The organism is Pseudomonas kielensis (genome assembly GCF_014236655.1).
Classification (GTDB): Bacteria; Pseudomonadota; Gammaproteobacteria; order Pseudomonadales; family Pseudomonadaceae; genus Aquipseudomonas; species Aquipseudomonas kielensis.
Window position 1 is genome coordinate 56292 of the sequence record NZ_JACMYG010000006.1, and the last position, 15603, is coordinate 71894.

Below are 15603 nucleotides of genomic sequence, written 5' to 3' on the forward strand. Positions count from 1 at the left end.
TCCGGATGGCGTCAGAGCGCCGCGACGGCGGGCTCGCTAGCCATCAGTGAGTCGACCACCTGGGACAATCCGGTGCCCCCCGAACTTTTCACCAGTACCCAATCACCGGGGCGGAACCAGCGTGCGGCGTGTTGGGGCAGTTGCTGCTGCAGGGCCTTGACGTCTTCGAACCACTCGATGGGCAACTGATCGCGCAGTTGCACATACAAGCCGTGCATCAGCGGTCCGCAGAGCAGGGTCTGGCGTGGGGCCGCGGCCAGCAGGGATTCGGCCAGTTCCAGGTGATAACGTTGGGTGTCGGGGCCCAGTTCGAGCATATCCCCCAGTACGGCGACGCGCTGATCGGCCCGGCCGGGCAGTTCGGCGAGCATTTTCAGCGACGCCCCCATCGAGCCCGGGTTGGCGTTGTAGGCGTCGTTGATCAGTTGGTAGTCACCGTCGCCGCAAGGGATGGTCAGTGTATTGCCGCGGCCATCCACTGCGGCGAATGTCTCCAGCGCGGCCAGGGCTTGGGCCGTGGGCAAGCCGGCACACACCAGCGAAGCCAGCACCGACAGGGCGTTGAGCACCATGTGGTGGCCGCGGGCGCGCAACTTGAAGTGCACGGGCGTGCCGCGCAGGCTGGCATTGACCTGCAGGTACGAAGGGGTCGTGCAGCAGTCCAGCAGCCGCAGATCGGCGTGCTCGTGCTCGCCGTAGCTGAGCACCGTCAATTGCGCGCGCCGGGCGGCATTGGCGAACACCTGGAAGTACGGCATGTCATGGTTCAGCACCGCATGCCCGCCGGGTGCCATGGAGCGGAAGATCGCGCTTTTCTTGCGCGCGAGGTTCTCCAGGGTGCCGTGGTACTCCAGGTGTGCCGGGGCCAGGCTGGTGACGACCGCGACGTGGGGGCGCACCAGCTCGGAGTTGATGGGCATCCGGCCGACGGCCATTTCCAGGACCCAGAAGCGTGCCGGATCGGTCATGCAGGCCAGGTTCCAGGCTATCCCGTGGGGCAGGTTGGCGTTGCCCTCGGTCTGCGCCACGCTGCCCAGTTGCGCCAGGGCATGGGTGAGCATGGCGCAAACCGTGGTCTTGCCGGCGCTGCCGGTGACTCCGAACACCTGGCCGCCAAAGGCTTGCCGGGCGTAACGGCCCATTTGCAGCATGGCATCTGCGGTGTCCGGCACTTGCAGCACCGGCAGGCCACTGCCCAGGTAAGGCGTGGGGTCGACGCAGACCAGGGCCGAGGGGCGCTGCTGCGGATCGGCCTTGGCCCACAGGCGTGCAAGCCGGGCCTCGTTGGCGCCAACCTTACTTGGGTGGCGGCTCAACATGCGTTGCGCCTTGAAGTAGGCCATGGACGGGGCCAGCCCGCTGGCTGTCCAATCCGCCTCGGGCGCGACCGCCCAGGTGCCGCCGGTGGCCTGCAGCACTTTGGCCGCATCCCACTGCCAGCCGGCGCCATCCTGCTGCACGTCTGGCCGGACGGCGCGGACCTGCGGTGCGCCGTCGAGCAGGTAGCGGTGATAGGCAATCAGTCCCGAGAGATAGTGTTCGACATCGTCGATGCGCACGCGAAAGGCGTGATGGCGGATGAAAAACGAGCCGACGATGCGCGCCGGATGCCCAAAGAACATGGCCATTTCCGGCCAGAAGTAGCCGTTGAGCAAGTGTCCGGCGCGGTGGTGCAAGGCACGATAGAACGCCTGCAGGTCGACCTCGTTGAGCAGGTGGCGCAGCGCCGGCATTTGCTCGATGCGCTGCAGCATCTGCTGAGCGGCCATCATCAACTCCAGCAGGGTGGGGAAGGTGGTGATGCGCTGCTGCACAAATCCCAGGTAGTCGATGAAGTTGTTCAGGCCGAAACGGAAATATTTTTCTTCGGGCCGATAGCGGCTTAGCTCATTGACGCAGTAGCTCAGCCAGTGGTCGTGCTCGCGCCAGTGTTCCTTGGCGATGAAATAGTCGAAGGCTTTCTCGACCACGTGCAGCCAGCGTTCTTCGCCACTCAAGCCATAGAGACGCATCAGGCCGAAGGCGGCTTCGCCGTCGTAGTAAATAATCCGGAACGGCGCTTTGACGCTCAGATCGTGGGCGTGCAGGACGTGGTTGAAGCCGCCGGTCTGCGGATCCTGCATCCAGGCAATGCCGTTGGCCAGCGCCGCCAGCAGCGGCAGATAGTCGCGATTGCCAGTGACTTCGCTGTATTTCACCAAGGCCAACAGGCAGACCGCGTTACCGCCCAGTTTGATTTCGTCGCCGACGTCCACCAGGAACGCGGCAGCGCTGCCGTCGGGCAAGGTGTAGGGCCTGATCAGCGTAAGGGTGAGGTGGTCGAGGGCGCGTTTTATCGATGCCAGGAGGGCGTCGTCCCTGGTCAGCGCCCAGGCTTCGACCATCGAATAGGTCGTGCTGGCGTGGCGCAGGGCGTTGTAGTTCTCGATGGTGCGGTTAAAACAGGGGAACTGGCCGTAGACAAATTCCCCGCTGGCCTTGACCTGGCGGGCGAGAAAGTCCGAGGCGCTGACGACTTTGTCGCGTATCTCGCCCGCGTCCAGCGCCGAGGTCTTGCGTCGCCCGACATCCGGCCCGCTGCTGGTGAGGGCGTGGGCGACGCCGTCTTCGGCACAAAAAACGCCCTGGGTCTGGAACAGGTACACCGGGGTCTGGGGGTCGGATTGGGCCTGCTGGACGGCCTCCAGTGCTGCTGAATCGGCAAAGCGTTTCTTCACGTACACCGAAAAATTGCCCAGGTTGAAACGGGCCAGCGGCACGGTGGAGCCGCCATACAGGATCGCGTTGGCGTTGATTTCCTGTTCGGTCAGGGCGGTCTTCAGTTGCGGATCGAAGGCGATGCCGTAGCGAAAGTAATTGCGTTTGTGGCGCTGCAGGCGCTCCTGCAATTGGGCCCACGACAGCGTCGTCACCTGGGTCGCGCGCTCGACCCTGAGCCAGAGCCGCTCGGGCGGTTGAGCCTGCTGGGGCGCGGCCGATAGTGGCGGGAAGTTCAGCAGTGCGTGATTCCACGCCGCCTCGAAGGTGTCGGCGCTGCTGTGGAACACCCGCGCCCGTTGTGTGCCGTTGCTGAGGGAGAAAAACAAGGTGCACGGTGCCGGCGTGTCCGTGCTGGCAATGGGCTCTGCTGTCTGATCTTTAAAAAAGTTGTAACAGGCGATTAATTGCTGTTTCAAAGACATAAGAAAATCCATTGTCAACGTCAGATGAACACAGAATTCCGGGGATGAGCGTTGTTGTGTCCGGTCACCGAACACTACGCAATTCATCCAGTTTTCCCGCGCCCGGCAGGGGCGGTGTAATAAGGGAGTGCTGGCGTGAACTGCGTCACACTTACACTGGTACTTTCGTTCTAATTGAGCGGGAAAGTGTCGTCGCGGGTTATTTCTTCCGGTGAAAAGCTGATCGGTTGGTCGAACTCGCTCAGGTGGTTCTTGATTAATTTTCTGAGAATCTGCGACACGGTTAGATCGACAGTCTCAGAGAGGTCCTCTAATTTCTTTTTAGTCGGAAGATCGATCAATATAGTTAGGCGCGCGGTTTTCTTGTGCATATGCGATCCTTCTCTTCCGCCGCTGTTACTTCTGCAGCGAACGGTTCTCCAATATCCCGATAAAATATAAGGCTTTAGAGGGTGGCTCCAAAGCTCACTAGGGACTCTAATTCAACTGATGAACTTTTTCTACTTTAGCGGCAAAAAAATATCACGGTCTCTCATGCTCGCCTTTCTGGCTCTGGAGAAGGCTTCCTAGGCTGACGTTATAATGCAGCGCACATCTTATTAACATTGTATTAGTCGGATAGTTAGGTGTTCGGGTGGTCATCCTTTCGGATGAAATCAGCATAGGCTAATGCTTTAGTGATAATTATAATTTGGCCTAAGTAATCAACTTTTCATGTGTCGGTAGCCTGTAGGATTGGTGGCGCGGCGGAGCATTGTTTGTTTTCTACTTGGCGTGGGTCTGATCCGCTGTTTTTTGTCGGTGGTTGACTGGGCTTTGTGGACTAACAGGCGGCGAGTGGGCCTGTAACGCTGTACTTAGGTCTAACTCATTGGCAAAGTAAGCGAGTGATCTACCCAGTCAGGTTGTGTCGCCTCATGGCATTAACTTCACTGTGAAAGTTTCGCCGTTTTTTCGTTGGTTTCTCGCGGCGTACTTCGGCAGTTCATTAGATGGTCGCCAACATACAGAGACTAAGCATTCATAACCTTCGGCGTAGGGCCGCGTTGGCCAGGTTGTTGGCCTGCGCGTGTCAGGCACTGTTTTTTGACGGGCGGGTGCATGCGGCGTGTGCAAGAGAAAAATAGATGAATAGTGTGCATCGTGTGCGCGTTATTGCCGTGAGTGGCGGCAAGGGTGGCGTCGGCAAGACCACGGTGGCGGTCAATCTGTCCCTGGCCTTGGCGAGGGCTGGTCGGCGGGTGGTATTGCTGGATGCCGACCTCGGCCTGGCCAGCATTGATGCCTTGCTGGGGCTGACCCCCAAGTACCGCCTGGCGGATGTCATTGCCGGGCGTTGCGAACTGGCGGATGCGTTGGTGCGTGGACCTGGAGGCATTCGTGTCGCCGCGGCAAGTTCCGGTTCGCCGGACATGGCCCACCTGCAACCGGCGCAATTTCATGCGCTGATCCATGCCTTCAGCAGTATTGGTGATGAGCTGGATGTTCTGGTCATCGATACGGCGGCGGGTATCGGTGAGACGGTGATGAGTTTTCTGCGTGCCGCCCAGGAAGTGATCGTGGTGGCGTGTGATGAGCCGGCAGCGTTTCGTGGTACCTGCAACCTGATCCAATTGCTTCATCAGCAATACGGCATTCACCGCTTTCGGGTACTGGCCAACAAGGCAGCGAGTGCGCGGGAGGGGCGCAAGCTGTTTGCCGAGCTGGAGAAGGTCACCGATCGGCTTCTCGACGTGCACTTACATTACTTGGGCGCGGTGCCGAACGACGAGTCAGTGCCCAGGGCCTTACGCAAGCGGCAGGTGGTGGTCGAGGCGTATCCGCGTTCCAGGTTCGCCAACGCCTTTCGCGACATGGCGCAAAAAATCGACGCCTGGCCACTGCCGGCTCACCCTGGCGGGCACGTGGAGTTCTTCATTGAGCAACTGGTGCAAAATTCCAGGCATGGGGCGCCGAGCCCTGGCGACGAAGTGGATGCCTGAAACGACGAAAGGCCCGGGTTTTCACCCGGGCCTTTCGTTTTATATGGTGCACCAGGCGGGATTCGAACCCACGACCCCTGCCTTCGGAGGGCAGTACTCTATCCAGCTGAGCTACTGGTGCAATGCGGGCGCCATAATACTCATAAGCACAGCGTGCGTCCATGCTGCTGAATAGCCTGGTGTTTTCAGCCGGTTAAGAGGGTGTTCGCGACGTTGATCAGAAAACCTCAGGTTAAACGGGGTTTTCGTTCTTTTTTTCGAACAACCTATTGTCCTTTACCCCCTTTGATCCTAGGATTCGTTTGAGATTTCAAACGCTCTTGTCTGGGTGCTGAACCGCACGAGCTTCAATCAGTGCGTTATTTATGTGCTTCAGCCCGGTGAATGATTTCCCTGACGGCAGCCTCCAAGGCGCCTTTCTACAATCATAATTCGCTCCGCGCGCGCGCGGTGCTGTTAAGGAAAGCCGACATGCAGCTTAAAGACACCCTGTTGTTCCGCCAGCAAGCCTTCATTGATGGCGCTTGGGTTGATGCGGACAATGGTCAGACGATCAACGTCAACAACCCGGCAACGGGCGAAATTCTGGGCACCGTGCCGAAAATGGGTGCTGCCGAAACTCGTCGTGCGATCGAAGCTGCAGACAAAGCGCTGCCGGCCTGGCGTGCACTGACCGCCAAGGACCGCGCGAACAAGCTGCGTCGCTGGTTTGAACTGATTATCGAAAACCAGGACGACCTGGCCCGCCTGATGACCCTCGAGCAGGGCAAGCCGTTGGCCGAAGCCAAGGGCGAAATCGTCTACGCCGCCTCTTTCATCGAATGGTTCGCCGAAGAAGCCAAGCGCATCTACGGTGACGTGATTCCAGGCCACCAGCCCGACAAGCGCTTGATCGTGATCAAGCAGCCCATTGGCGTGACCGCTGCCATTACCCCGTGGAACTTCCCGGCCGCGATGATCACCCGTAAAGCCGGCCCGGCATTGGCTGCCGGTTGCACCATGGTGCTCAAGCCGGCTTCGCAAACCCCGTTCTCGGCATTCGCCCTGGCCGAACTGGCCCAGCGTGCCGGCATTCCGGCCGGTGTGTTCAGCGTGGTGTCCGGCAGCGCCGGCGACATCGGCAGCGAACTGACCAGCAACCCGATCGTGCGCAAGCTGTCCTTCACCGGCTCGACCGAAATCGGTCGCCAGCTGATGGCTGAGTGCGCCAAGGACATCAAGAAAGTGTCCCTGGAGCTGGGCGGCAACGCACCGTTCATCGTGTTCGATGACGCGGACCTGGATAAGGCCGTTGAAGGCGCGATCATTTCCAAATACCGCAACAACGGCCAGACCTGCGTCTGCGCCAACCGCCTGTACATTCAGGATTCGGTCTACGACGCGTTCGCCGAGAAGCTGAAAGTGGCCGTGGCCAAGCTCAAGATCGGCAACGGTCTGGAAGAAGGCACCACCACTGGCCCGCTGATCGATGGCAAGGCCGTGGCCAAGGTCCAGGAACACATTGCTGACGCGATCGCCAAAGGCGCCACCGTCCTGGCCGGTGGCAAGGTCATGGAAGGCAACTTCTTCGAGCCGACCATCCTGACCAACGTGCCGAAGAACGCTGCCGTGGCCAAGGAAGAAACCTTCGGTCCATTGGCGCCACTGTTCCGCTTCAAAGACGAAGCCGAAGTGATCGCCATGTCCAACGACACCGAGTTCGGCCTGGCCTCGTACTTCTATGCTCGCGACCTGGGTCGTGTATTCCGTGTGGCTGAAGCCCTGGAGTACGGTATGGTCGGCGTCAACACCGGGCTGATCTCCAACGAAGTCGCGCCATTCGGCGGCATCAAGGCCTCGGGCCTGGGCCGTGAAGGCTCCAAGTACGGCATCGAAGACTACCTGGAAATCAAATACCTCTGCCTGGGCATCTAAGCCCGGCAAGGCATTGCTTCAACCGCAAAGGGCACGAGAGCGCTGTCCCTTTGCGTGCTTCACACGCAATTTTCTCTGTGGCCGGGAAAGCTGCGGCAGTCGATCATCGCATGCTGCCCAGTTGCCTCCCCGCCGCATTTTCCTTGAACCACGCCGCCCGATGAGCGGTGAATGAGGACACCATGAGCAAGACTAACGCATCCCTGATGAAACGCCGCGAAGCCGCTGTACCGCGCGGTGTTGGCCAGATTCACCCGATCTTCGCCGACCACGCGAAGAACGCCACCGTGACCGACGTTGAAGGTCGCGAGTTCATCGACTTCGCCGGCGGTATCGCCGTGCTGAACACCGGTCACGTGCACCCGAAAATCATCGCGGCAGTGACCGAGCAACTGAACAAGCTGACTCACACCTGCTTCCAGGTACTGGCCTACGAACCGTACGTTGAAGTGTGTGAAAAAGTGAACGCCAAGGTTCCAGGCGATTTCGCCAAGAAAACCCTGCTGGTCACCACCGGTTCCGAAGCGGTGGAAAACGCCGTGAAAATCGCCCGTGCCGCCACTGGCCGTGCTGGCGTGATCGCCTTCACCGGCGCGTACCACGGTCGCACCATGATGACCCTGGGCCTGACCGGCAAGGTCGTGCCTTACTCGGCCGGCATGGGCCTGATGCCAGGCGGTGTGTTCCGCGCCTTGTACCCGAACGAACTGCACGGTGTGAGCATCGACGACTCGATCGCCAGCATCGAGCGCATCTTCAAGAACGACGCCGAGCCGCGTGACATCGCTGCCATCATCATCGAGCCGGTGCAGGGCGAAGGCGGTTTCTACGTCGCGCCTAAAGCGTTCATGGCCCGCCTGCGCGAGCTGTGCGACAAGCACGGCATCCTGCTGATCGCTGACGAAGTACAAACTGGCGCTGGCCGTACCGGCACCTTCTTCGCCATGGAACAGATGGGCGTTGCTGCCGACCTGACCACCTTCGCCAAATCCATTGCTGGCGGCTTCCCGCTGGCCGGTGTGTGCGGCAAGGCTGAATACATGGATGCCATCGCGCCAGGTGGCCTGGGCGGCACCTACGCCGGTAGCCCGATCGCTTGCGCCGCGGCCCTGGCCGTGATGGAAGTGTTCGAAGAAGAGCACCTGCTGGACCGCTGCAAGGCAGTGGGCGAGCGTCTGGTGACTGGCCTGAAGGCTATCCAGGCCAAGTACCCGGTGATCGGTGAAGTGCGTGCCCTGGGCGCGATGATCGCGGTCGAGCTGTTCGACGACGGCGACGTCCACAAGCCTAACGCCGCTGCCGTTGCTGCTGTCGTGGCCAAGGCGCGCGAGAAGGGGCTGATCCTGCTGTCCTGCGGCACCTACGGCAACGTGCTGCGCGTGCTGGTTCCGCTGACTGCGCCGGACGAGCAACTGGACAAAGGCCTGGCGATCATTGAAGAATGCTTCTCTGAGCTCTGATCACCGAGTGTGAATTGGTCCACAAAAAAACCCGCCTAGGCGGGTTTTTTTTGTCGTTGCCAACACATCGCTGGCTTTTGGCCTGTATCGAATCAGCTGCATTGTCTATGGTGCAAGGATTGTCCCGGAGTGTCCTGATGAGCACTGTTGATTTACCTGCCGTGCCGCGCGTGCTGATTGCCGAAGCCGATCCCTGGTCGCGGGACCTGCTCAAGCAGGTGTTGTTGAACGTGCGCTGCGACGCACGGCTGGACCTGTGTGCCGATGGTCAGGAGGCCCTGCAGCTGCTGGCCGAGCAGTCCTACGACCTGGTGATTGCCGATGGTGAGCTGCCCGGTGTCGATGGCCTGGGCTTGCTGCGCAGTGTGCGCCAGCGCCGCCGTCATCCGCCGTTGCCGTTTATCCTGATGAGTCACCGCAATGACAGTGCCAGCGTGCGAGAGGCGGTCCAGCTGGCGCCCACGGCGTACCTGACCAAGCCATTGAACATGCAGGGCCTGACGCTGCGCCTGCAGGGCCTGTTGCTGAGCGCCGGGCAGACGGTTTCCTGCGAGGTGCCGACGCTGGCCCCAGGCATGACCCTGGCGACCTTTCTTGAGCGGCGACGCGAGCTGGCAGACGGCGCCCCTCTGCTGACCGATGTGCAGCTGGCGGTCAAGCGCAGCCTGAACCCCAATGGCCTCGACTTGAGGCTGCTGGAAGAGGAAGTGCGCACGGACCCGCAAATCACCGCCGTGCTGATCGCTGCGGCCAACAGCGCGGCACAGCACCTGGGGGAGGGGGTGCAGACCCTGTCCCAGGCCCTGCATCGACTTGGCACCGGGCAAAGCATGAACCTGGTGCTGGGCCTGGCTCTCAAGCGCAGTGCGAAGTTGAGCGACCCGTGCCTGGCCGACTACGCCGAGCGCTACTGGGAGCTGTCGTTGCACACCGCTGAATACGGCCGCACGCTCGCACGGTTACTCGACCTGGATCAGGAGCGTTGCTACTGCGCCGGCATGCTCCATTGCCTGGGCGACCTGGCGTTGCTGCGCTGTTTGCAGGAGTGGAAGCAGGCCGGCGGCGAGTTGGATGACGAGCAGGAGGTGGGTGAAGCGCTGGTGACGTTTGCAGCGGCCTACGGTTCGGCACTGCGCACCCGCTGGCGGCTGCCGCTGGAGTTGCGAGAGCTGATTGCCGCGGTGTATCGGCTCGGTGGTGGGGTTTATTCCAGGGAAGCCCTGGTGATGAACATGGCCGCCCAGTTGGCGCGCCTGACGGAGCATGAGGGCGTTGAGGAGCTGGCGAAGAGCCGAACGGCACGTTTGCTCAAGATCGGTTTGCCGGAGCTGATGCGCCTGCGCAAGACCTGATCGGGCGCAGACCCTGTGGGAGCGGGCAAGCCCACTCCCACGGATCCAGGTTTGGGGCGTCAGGCCGGGCGCAGGGAGTAGGTCTTGAGCTGGTGGGCGAAGTCGCGCAGCGATTGAATCCCGCTGGCCTCGGCTTCGTGGACCCAGTCCTTGATGGCGGCCAGCATGTCGTGGCCGTTGGAGCTGGTCTTGACCCAGATCTGCTGCAGGGCCAGGCGTTTTTCGTAGATGACTTTCAGTGCCTGGCTGTGTTCGAGCATGGTCTGGATGCGCACGTGGTGTTTTTCATCCAGCAGGCTGGTCTCCCGCGAGAGCAGGCGCTTGGCGCGATGGAATTGGTGGCGTACCGAATGGTCGACCTTTTCCAGCTCTTGCTTGACCAGCGGGCCGATCACCAGCTTGCGGTACTGGGCCATGATCTGGAAACGATTGTTGAGAATCGCCATGGCGGTGTCCATGTCCAGGTTGCCCTTGCCTTCGACGCGGTGGGCAATGGGTGCAACGCGCTGCACCTTGGCCAGGCGCAGGAAGCTGAACAGCTGGATCCAGGCCCAACCGAGGTCGAACTCCCACTTCTTCACCGACAGCTTGGCCGAGTTGGGGTAGGTGTGGTGGTTGTTGTGCAGCTCTTCGCCGCCCACCAGGATGCCCCATGGCACCAGGTTGGTCGCCGCGTCGCGGCATTCGAAGTTGCGGTAGCCGATCGCATGGCCCAGGCCGTTGATCACGCCGGCGGCCCAGAACGGGATCCACATCATCTGGATCGCCCAGATGGTGATGCCGATGGTGCCGAACAGCAGCAGGTCGATCACCCCCATGAGCGCCACGCCCAGCAACGGGTAGCGGCTATACAGGTTGCGTTCGATCCAGTCTTCGGGGCAGTTCTTGCCGTAGATGCGCAGCGTCTCGGTGTTCTCGGCTTCGGCGCGGTACAGCTCGGCGCCTTTGCGCAGGACCGTGGACAGGCCCTTGACCACCGGGCTGTGGGGGTCATCGACGGTTTCGCACTTGGCGTGGTGCTTGCGGTGGATAGCGGTCCACTCGCGGGTGTTCTGCGCCGTGGTCAGCCACAGCCAGAAGCGGAAGAAGTGTTTCAGGCCGGCATTGAGCTCAAGCGAGCGATGGGCCGAGTAGCGATGCAGATAAACCGTGACACCCACGATGGTGATGTGGGTCATTAACAGGGTGACTGCCACCAGTTGCCAGGGCGACAAGCCGAGTAAACCTTCGTACCACATAGGCTATATGGCCCTCGATAAAGAAAAAAACAGCTCGCGCATTATCACTCAGGACACAGATAAAACCAGTCACCCTTTCAGATAAGAGTGGCGGGATGTTTCTTTATTCTATAATCCGGAACTTTTTTAGGGACATGGACAGCCGGATGTTTGCCTCTTACCGCGATGCATTGCGTGCAGCGCTGCTTTATCTGGTGATTTCCTGCGTGTGGCTGGGGATTACTGGTTGTTTATTGAACAACTTATTCGATGATTCTCCTGAGCTTGTCCGCTGGCAACTGATCAACGGTTACGTCTGGGTTGTGCTCAGCGCCGGCTTGATCGTTCTTGTGCGGGGAGGCTGGCCGGGTTTTCTCGGACGGGGGGCCGGGTTGAGCCGGCACGCTGAGGATCGTGCGCAATTGCGCCAGGCGCAGGCGGTGTTTGATTGCACCCATGAGGGGGTGCTGGTGACCGATCGCCAGCGCAAGATTGTCCACGTCAATCGCGCCTTCATGGAAATCACCGGTTACCAGCCTGAAGAGGTGTTGGGGCATACGCCCAGCCTGTTCAAGTCGGGTCATCATCCGCCCGATTTTTATAAGAAGATGTTTCAGGATCTGGGTCGAGGCGGTCAGTGGAGCGGTGAGATCTGGAACCGGCGCAAAAGCGGCGAGATTTTTCCCCAGTGGCAAACCATCCGGGTGATCCGCGACGACTGCGGCCAGCTCAGCCATTACGTGGCGGTGTTTTCCGATATCAGTGCGATCAAGGATTCCGAGCATGAGCTCAAGCACCTGGCGCACCACGACCCGCTGACCGACCTGCCCAATCGCCTGCTGTTCGGCGACCGTGTCGAGCAGGCGCTGGCGTCGGCGCAAATCCACAAGCGCGGCTGTGCGTTGCTGATGATCGACCTCGATCATTTCAAGATGATCAACGACAGCCTGGGGCACAACGTCGGCGATCGATTGCTCAAGGCGGTGGCGTCGCGCTTGCGCGAGATGTTCGGCCCAGGCGTGACCCTGGCGCGCCTGGGGGGAGACGAATTTGCCGTGCTGGTGGAGAGCTGTGGGCAACTGGTCCAGGCCGCGGCCCTGGCGCAACGGATCATCGACGGCCTCAAAGAGCCCTTTGTGATCGACGCCGATCAGTTGTTCATCAATGCCAGTGTTGGCATCAGCCTGTTCCCCAGCGACGCGCTGAGCGCCGAGCAATTGCTGCGCAACGCCGATTCGGCCTTGTTCAAGGCCAAGAGTGCCGGGCGTAACGACTACGCCCTGTACACCGAAGAGCTGACAGCCCATGCCCAGCATCGGGTCGAGACCGCCTTCGAGCTGCGCCGGGCGCTGGAGCAGCAGGAGCTGCGGGTCTACTACCAACCGGTCCACGATCTGCGCAGCCGCCGCCTGATCGGCGTCGAAGCGCTGGTGCGCTGGCAGCACCCGCAGCGCGGCCTGGTGCCGCCGGGCGAGTTCATCCCGATTGCCGAGCGCACCGGGCTGATCGACGAAATCGACGCCTGGGTGATGCGCCAGGCCTGTCAGCAGATGTGCGCCTGGCAGGACGCCGGCGTGGTGCTGTCATTCATTGCGGTGAACGTGTCGACGCGTTTGTTCGCCCGGCGCGAACTGTACCAACGCGTCTCCCAGGTGCTGCACGACACCGGGCTGGACCCGGCCTGCCTGGAGCTGGAAGTGACGGAAAGTGCGGTGATGGGTGACCCGGAAGTGGCCCTGGAACAGATGCACCGGCTGCGCGAGCTGGGGGTGCGCCTGGCCATCGACGACTTCGGTACCGGCTACTCGTCCCTGCTGCGGCTCAAGCGCTTGCCGGTGCAGAAACTCAAGATCGACCAGGGTTTTGTCGCCGGACTGCCTTGGGATGACGACGACGCCGCCATCGTGCGGGTGATCATCGCCCTGGCGCAAAGCATGGGCATGCAGGTGCACGCCGAGGGCATCGAACACGTCGAACAGGCGGCGTTTTTGCTCGACCAGGGCTGTGACCTGGGCCAGGGCTACTGGTATGGGCGACCCATGCCGGCAGCCGAGTTGGATTGGGCGCGGGCACCGCTGATCCATTAAGACGCAGGTGCCTGAGTCCGGGGCTGTGCTGCAGCCCCGGATCAGCACGCGTGTGCGCCGTCAGCTCGAAACACAGCCCACAAAACCGCCAGGTCCGCGCAAGTCCTTGCTCGGGCTAAAAATACCTTTCAGTTATATAAACATTCTTAAATAGTATTTTTAAGAATATCCACGGCTATCTACTATTGCTCCCAAGCCACCAGCAGTGCCGCCACTGCGAGGCACTTCTCATTTCAGGAGCAGCACCATGAGCGCATCCCTACGTAGCGTTGACGGCCATGACGAAGCCACCATCTTGCGCGAGATCCAGAGCGCCCTGCGTGATCTGCGCTTTGGTGCGGTAGAGATCACCGTGCACAACGCCCAGGTGGTTCAGATCGAGCGCAAGGAAAAATTCCGCCTGCAGAACCCGGGCAACAAGCCGAGCTGAGGCGCGGCGTCGCGGGCAACCCGTTTCCAGAAATCCATAAGAACAGCCAACACTAAAAATTTCAGGAGCTCCACCATGTCGTCGATTCGCCGTTACGCTTTGGCCGCTCTGGCCAGTGCCATTTTTGCCGGTTCCGCGGTTGCCAAGGATTACGAGTTGCTGAACGTTTCGTACGACCCGACGCGTGAGCTGTATCAGGACTACAACGCAGAATTCATCAACTTCTGGAAGCAGGAGCATGCCGGCGACAATGTGAAGATCCAGCAGTCCCATGGCGGCTCCGGCAAGCAGGCGCGGGCGGTGATCGATGGTCTGCGGGCCGACGTAGTGACCCTGGCGCTGGCCGGTGACATCGACGAAATCGCCAAGCTGGGCAAGACCCTGCCTGCTGACTGGCAGAAGCGTCTGCCCGAGGCCAGCACCCCCTACACCTCGACCATCGTGTTCCTGGTGCGCAAGGGCAACCCCAAAGGCATCAAGGACTGGGGCGACCTGACCAAGAACGGTGTTGAAGTCATCACCCCGAATCCAAAAACCTCCGGCGGCGCCCGCTGGAACTTCCTGGCGGCCTGGGCCTACGGTCTCAAAGCCAATGGTGGCGACGAAGCCAAGGCCAAGGAATACGTACAGACCCTGTTCAAGCACGTTCCAGTGCTCGATACCGGTGCTCGCGGCTCGACCATCACCTTCGTCAACAATGGTCAGGGTGACGTGTTGCTGGCCTGGGAAAACGAAGCCTTCCTGGCGCTCAAGGAAGAGGGGGGGGCAGACAAGTTCGAAATCGTCGTGCCTTCGCTGTCGATCCTCGCCGAGCCGCCGGTCGCAGTCATCGACAAGAACGCCGAGAAAAAGGGTAACGCGCAGATCGCCGAAGCGTACCTCAAGCACCTGTACAGCCCGGCAGGCCAGGAAATTGCGGCGAAGAACTTCTATCGTCCACGTGACAAGGACGTGGCTGCCAAGTACGCCAAGCAGTTCCCGACCCTGGACCTGGTCACCATCGACAAGGACTTCGGTGGCTGGAAAACCGCCCAGCCGAAATTCTTCAATGACGGCGGTGTGTTCGACCAGATTTACCAGGCACAGTAATCTTAAATTGCTATCAACGAGCCTCGGATTTACCTTCGGGGCTTTGTTGTGTTCTTGACCAAGGACTTTTATGTCGCGTCGTATCTCCCCCGTCATACCCGGCTTCGGGCTGACGCTGGGCTACACCTTGGTGTACCTCAGCCTGATTGTGCTCATACCCCTGGCGGCGATGTTCGTCCACGCCGCTCAACTCACCTGGGAGCAGTTCTGGACCATCATCACCGCGCCACGGGTGCTGGCGGCCTTGCAGCTGAGCTTTGGCACGGCGCTCTGTGCCGCGATCATCAACGGCATCATCGGCACGCTGCTGGCCTGGGTGCTGGTGCGCTATACCTTTCCGGGACGCAAAATCATCGACGCGATGATCGACTTGCCCTTCGCCTTGCCCACTGCCGTGGCCGGTATTGCGCTCACGGCGCTGTACGCACCCAACGGCCTGGTGGGTCAGTTTGCAGCGGACCTGGGGTTCAAGATCGCCTACACCCCCCTGGGCATCACCCTTGCCCTGACGTTTGTGACCCTTCCATTCGTGGTACGTACGGTACAGCCGGTGCTGGCCGATATCCCGCGTGAAATCGAAGAAGCGGCGGCATGCCTGGGGGCCAAGCCCTTGCAAGTGTTCCGCTACATCCTGCTGCCGGCCTTGTTGCCGGCCTGGTTGACCGGTTTTGCCCTGGCGTTTGCCCGAGGTGTCGGGGAATACGGCTCGGTGATTTTTATTGCCGGCAACATGCCGATGAAAACCGAAATCCTGCCGCTGCTGATCATGGTCAAGCTCGACCAGTACGATTACACCGGTGCCACCTCCATTGGCGTGTTGATGCTGGTGGTTTCCTTTGTCCTGTTGCTGCTGATCAACCTGTTGCAGCGGCGCATCGAAACCCCATAAG

General features: G+C 60.7%; 11 protein-coding genes and 1 tRNA gene. 8 read left to right on the plus strand and 4 right to left on the minus strand.

The window, feature by feature from the left end:
* Positions 1-11: 11 nt before the first annotated feature.
* Together H7995_RS07845 and H7995_RS07850 are read right to left on the minus strand one after the other, a co-directional pair.
* Positions 12-3182, minus strand: coding sequence for a UDP-N-acetylmuramoyl-tripeptide--D-alanyl-D-alanine ligase (locus H7995_RS07845; protein ID WP_185818207.1), 3171 nt, complete (start codon positions 3180-3182; stop codon positions 12-14).
* 170 nt (positions 3183-3352) lie between these two features.
* The gene (locus tag H7995_RS07850; RefSeq protein WP_166590238.1) at positions 3353-3553 is read right to left on the minus strand and encodes a hypothetical protein; all 201 of its coding nucleotides are present in this window, start codon (positions 3551-3553) and stop codon (positions 3353-3355) included.
* A 756-nt stretch (positions 3554-4309) separates the two neighbouring features.
* Between H7995_RS07850 and H7995_RS07855 the strand changes: the two genes are divergently transcribed.
* Complete coding sequence (locus H7995_RS07855; RefSeq protein ID WP_166590239.1) at positions 4310-5164, plus strand: MinD/ParA family ATP-binding protein; 855 nt, start codon at positions 4310-4312, stop codon at positions 5162-5164.
* A 44-nt stretch (positions 5165-5208) separates the two neighbouring features.
* Here H7995_RS07855 and H7995_RS07860 read toward each other — a convergent pair.
* Positions 5209-5285, minus strand: a tRNA-Arg gene (locus H7995_RS07860).
* A gap of 350 nt (positions 5286-5635) precedes the next feature.
* Between H7995_RS07860 and gabD the strand changes: the two genes are divergently transcribed.
* The 3 genes from gabD (at position 5636) to H7995_RS07875 (ending at position 9890) form a co-directional block, all read left to right on the plus strand.
* Positions 5636-7078, plus strand: a complete 1443-nt coding sequence (gene gabD, locus H7995_RS07865; RefSeq protein WP_095170691.1) for an NADP-dependent succinate-semialdehyde dehydrogenase — start codon at positions 5636-5638, stop codon at positions 7076-7078.
* Positions 7079-7260: 182 nt separating this feature from the next.
* Complete coding sequence (gabT, locus tag H7995_RS07870; protein WP_166590250.1) at positions 7261-8538, plus strand: 4-aminobutyrate--2-oxoglutarate transaminase; 1278 nt, start codon at positions 7261-7263, stop codon at positions 8536-8538.
* A 137-nt stretch (positions 8539-8675) separates the two neighbouring features.
* Positions 8676-9890: a response regulator gene (locus tag H7995_RS07875; RefSeq protein WP_166590251.1), complete on the plus strand. Its 1215-nt coding sequence runs from the start codon at positions 8676-8678 to the stop codon at positions 9888-9890.
* Between the two features lie 59 nt (positions 9891-9949).
* Here H7995_RS07875 and desA read toward each other — a convergent pair whose 3' ends face one another.
* Complete coding sequence (gene desA, locus H7995_RS07880; RefSeq protein WP_185818208.1) at positions 9950-11128, minus strand: delta-9 fatty acid desaturase DesA; 1179 nt, start codon at positions 11126-11128, stop codon at positions 9950-9952.
* 146 nt (positions 11129-11274) lie between these two features.
* Here desA and dibA point away from each other — a divergent pair, with 146 nt between their 5' ends.
* The 4 genes from dibA (at position 11275) to cysT (ending at position 15602) form a co-directional block, all read left to right on the plus strand.
* Positions 11275-13194 (plus strand): phosphodiesterase DibA, encoded by a 1920-nt coding sequence (gene dibA / locus H7995_RS07885; protein ID WP_185818209.1) that lies wholly within the window; start codon positions 11275-11277, stop codon positions 13192-13194.
* A 247-nt stretch (positions 13195-13441) separates the two neighbouring features.
* Entirely contained in the window at positions 13442-13624 is a 183-nt protein-coding gene (gene oscA, locus H7995_RS07890; protein ID WP_182343040.1) for a sulfur starvation response protein OscA, read from the plus strand.
* Between the two features lie 75 nt (positions 13625-13699).
* A complete protein-coding gene (locus H7995_RS07895; protein ID WP_166590255.1) occupies positions 13700-14713 on the plus strand; it encodes a sulfate ABC transporter substrate-binding protein in 1014 nt (337 codons plus the stop codon).
* Between the two features lie 70 nt (positions 14714-14783).
* Complete coding sequence (cysT, locus tag H7995_RS07900) at positions 14784-15602, plus strand: sulfate ABC transporter permease subunit CysT (protein ID WP_166590256.1); 819 nt, start codon at positions 14784-14786, stop codon at positions 15600-15602.
* Position 15603: the final 1 nt, after the last annotated feature.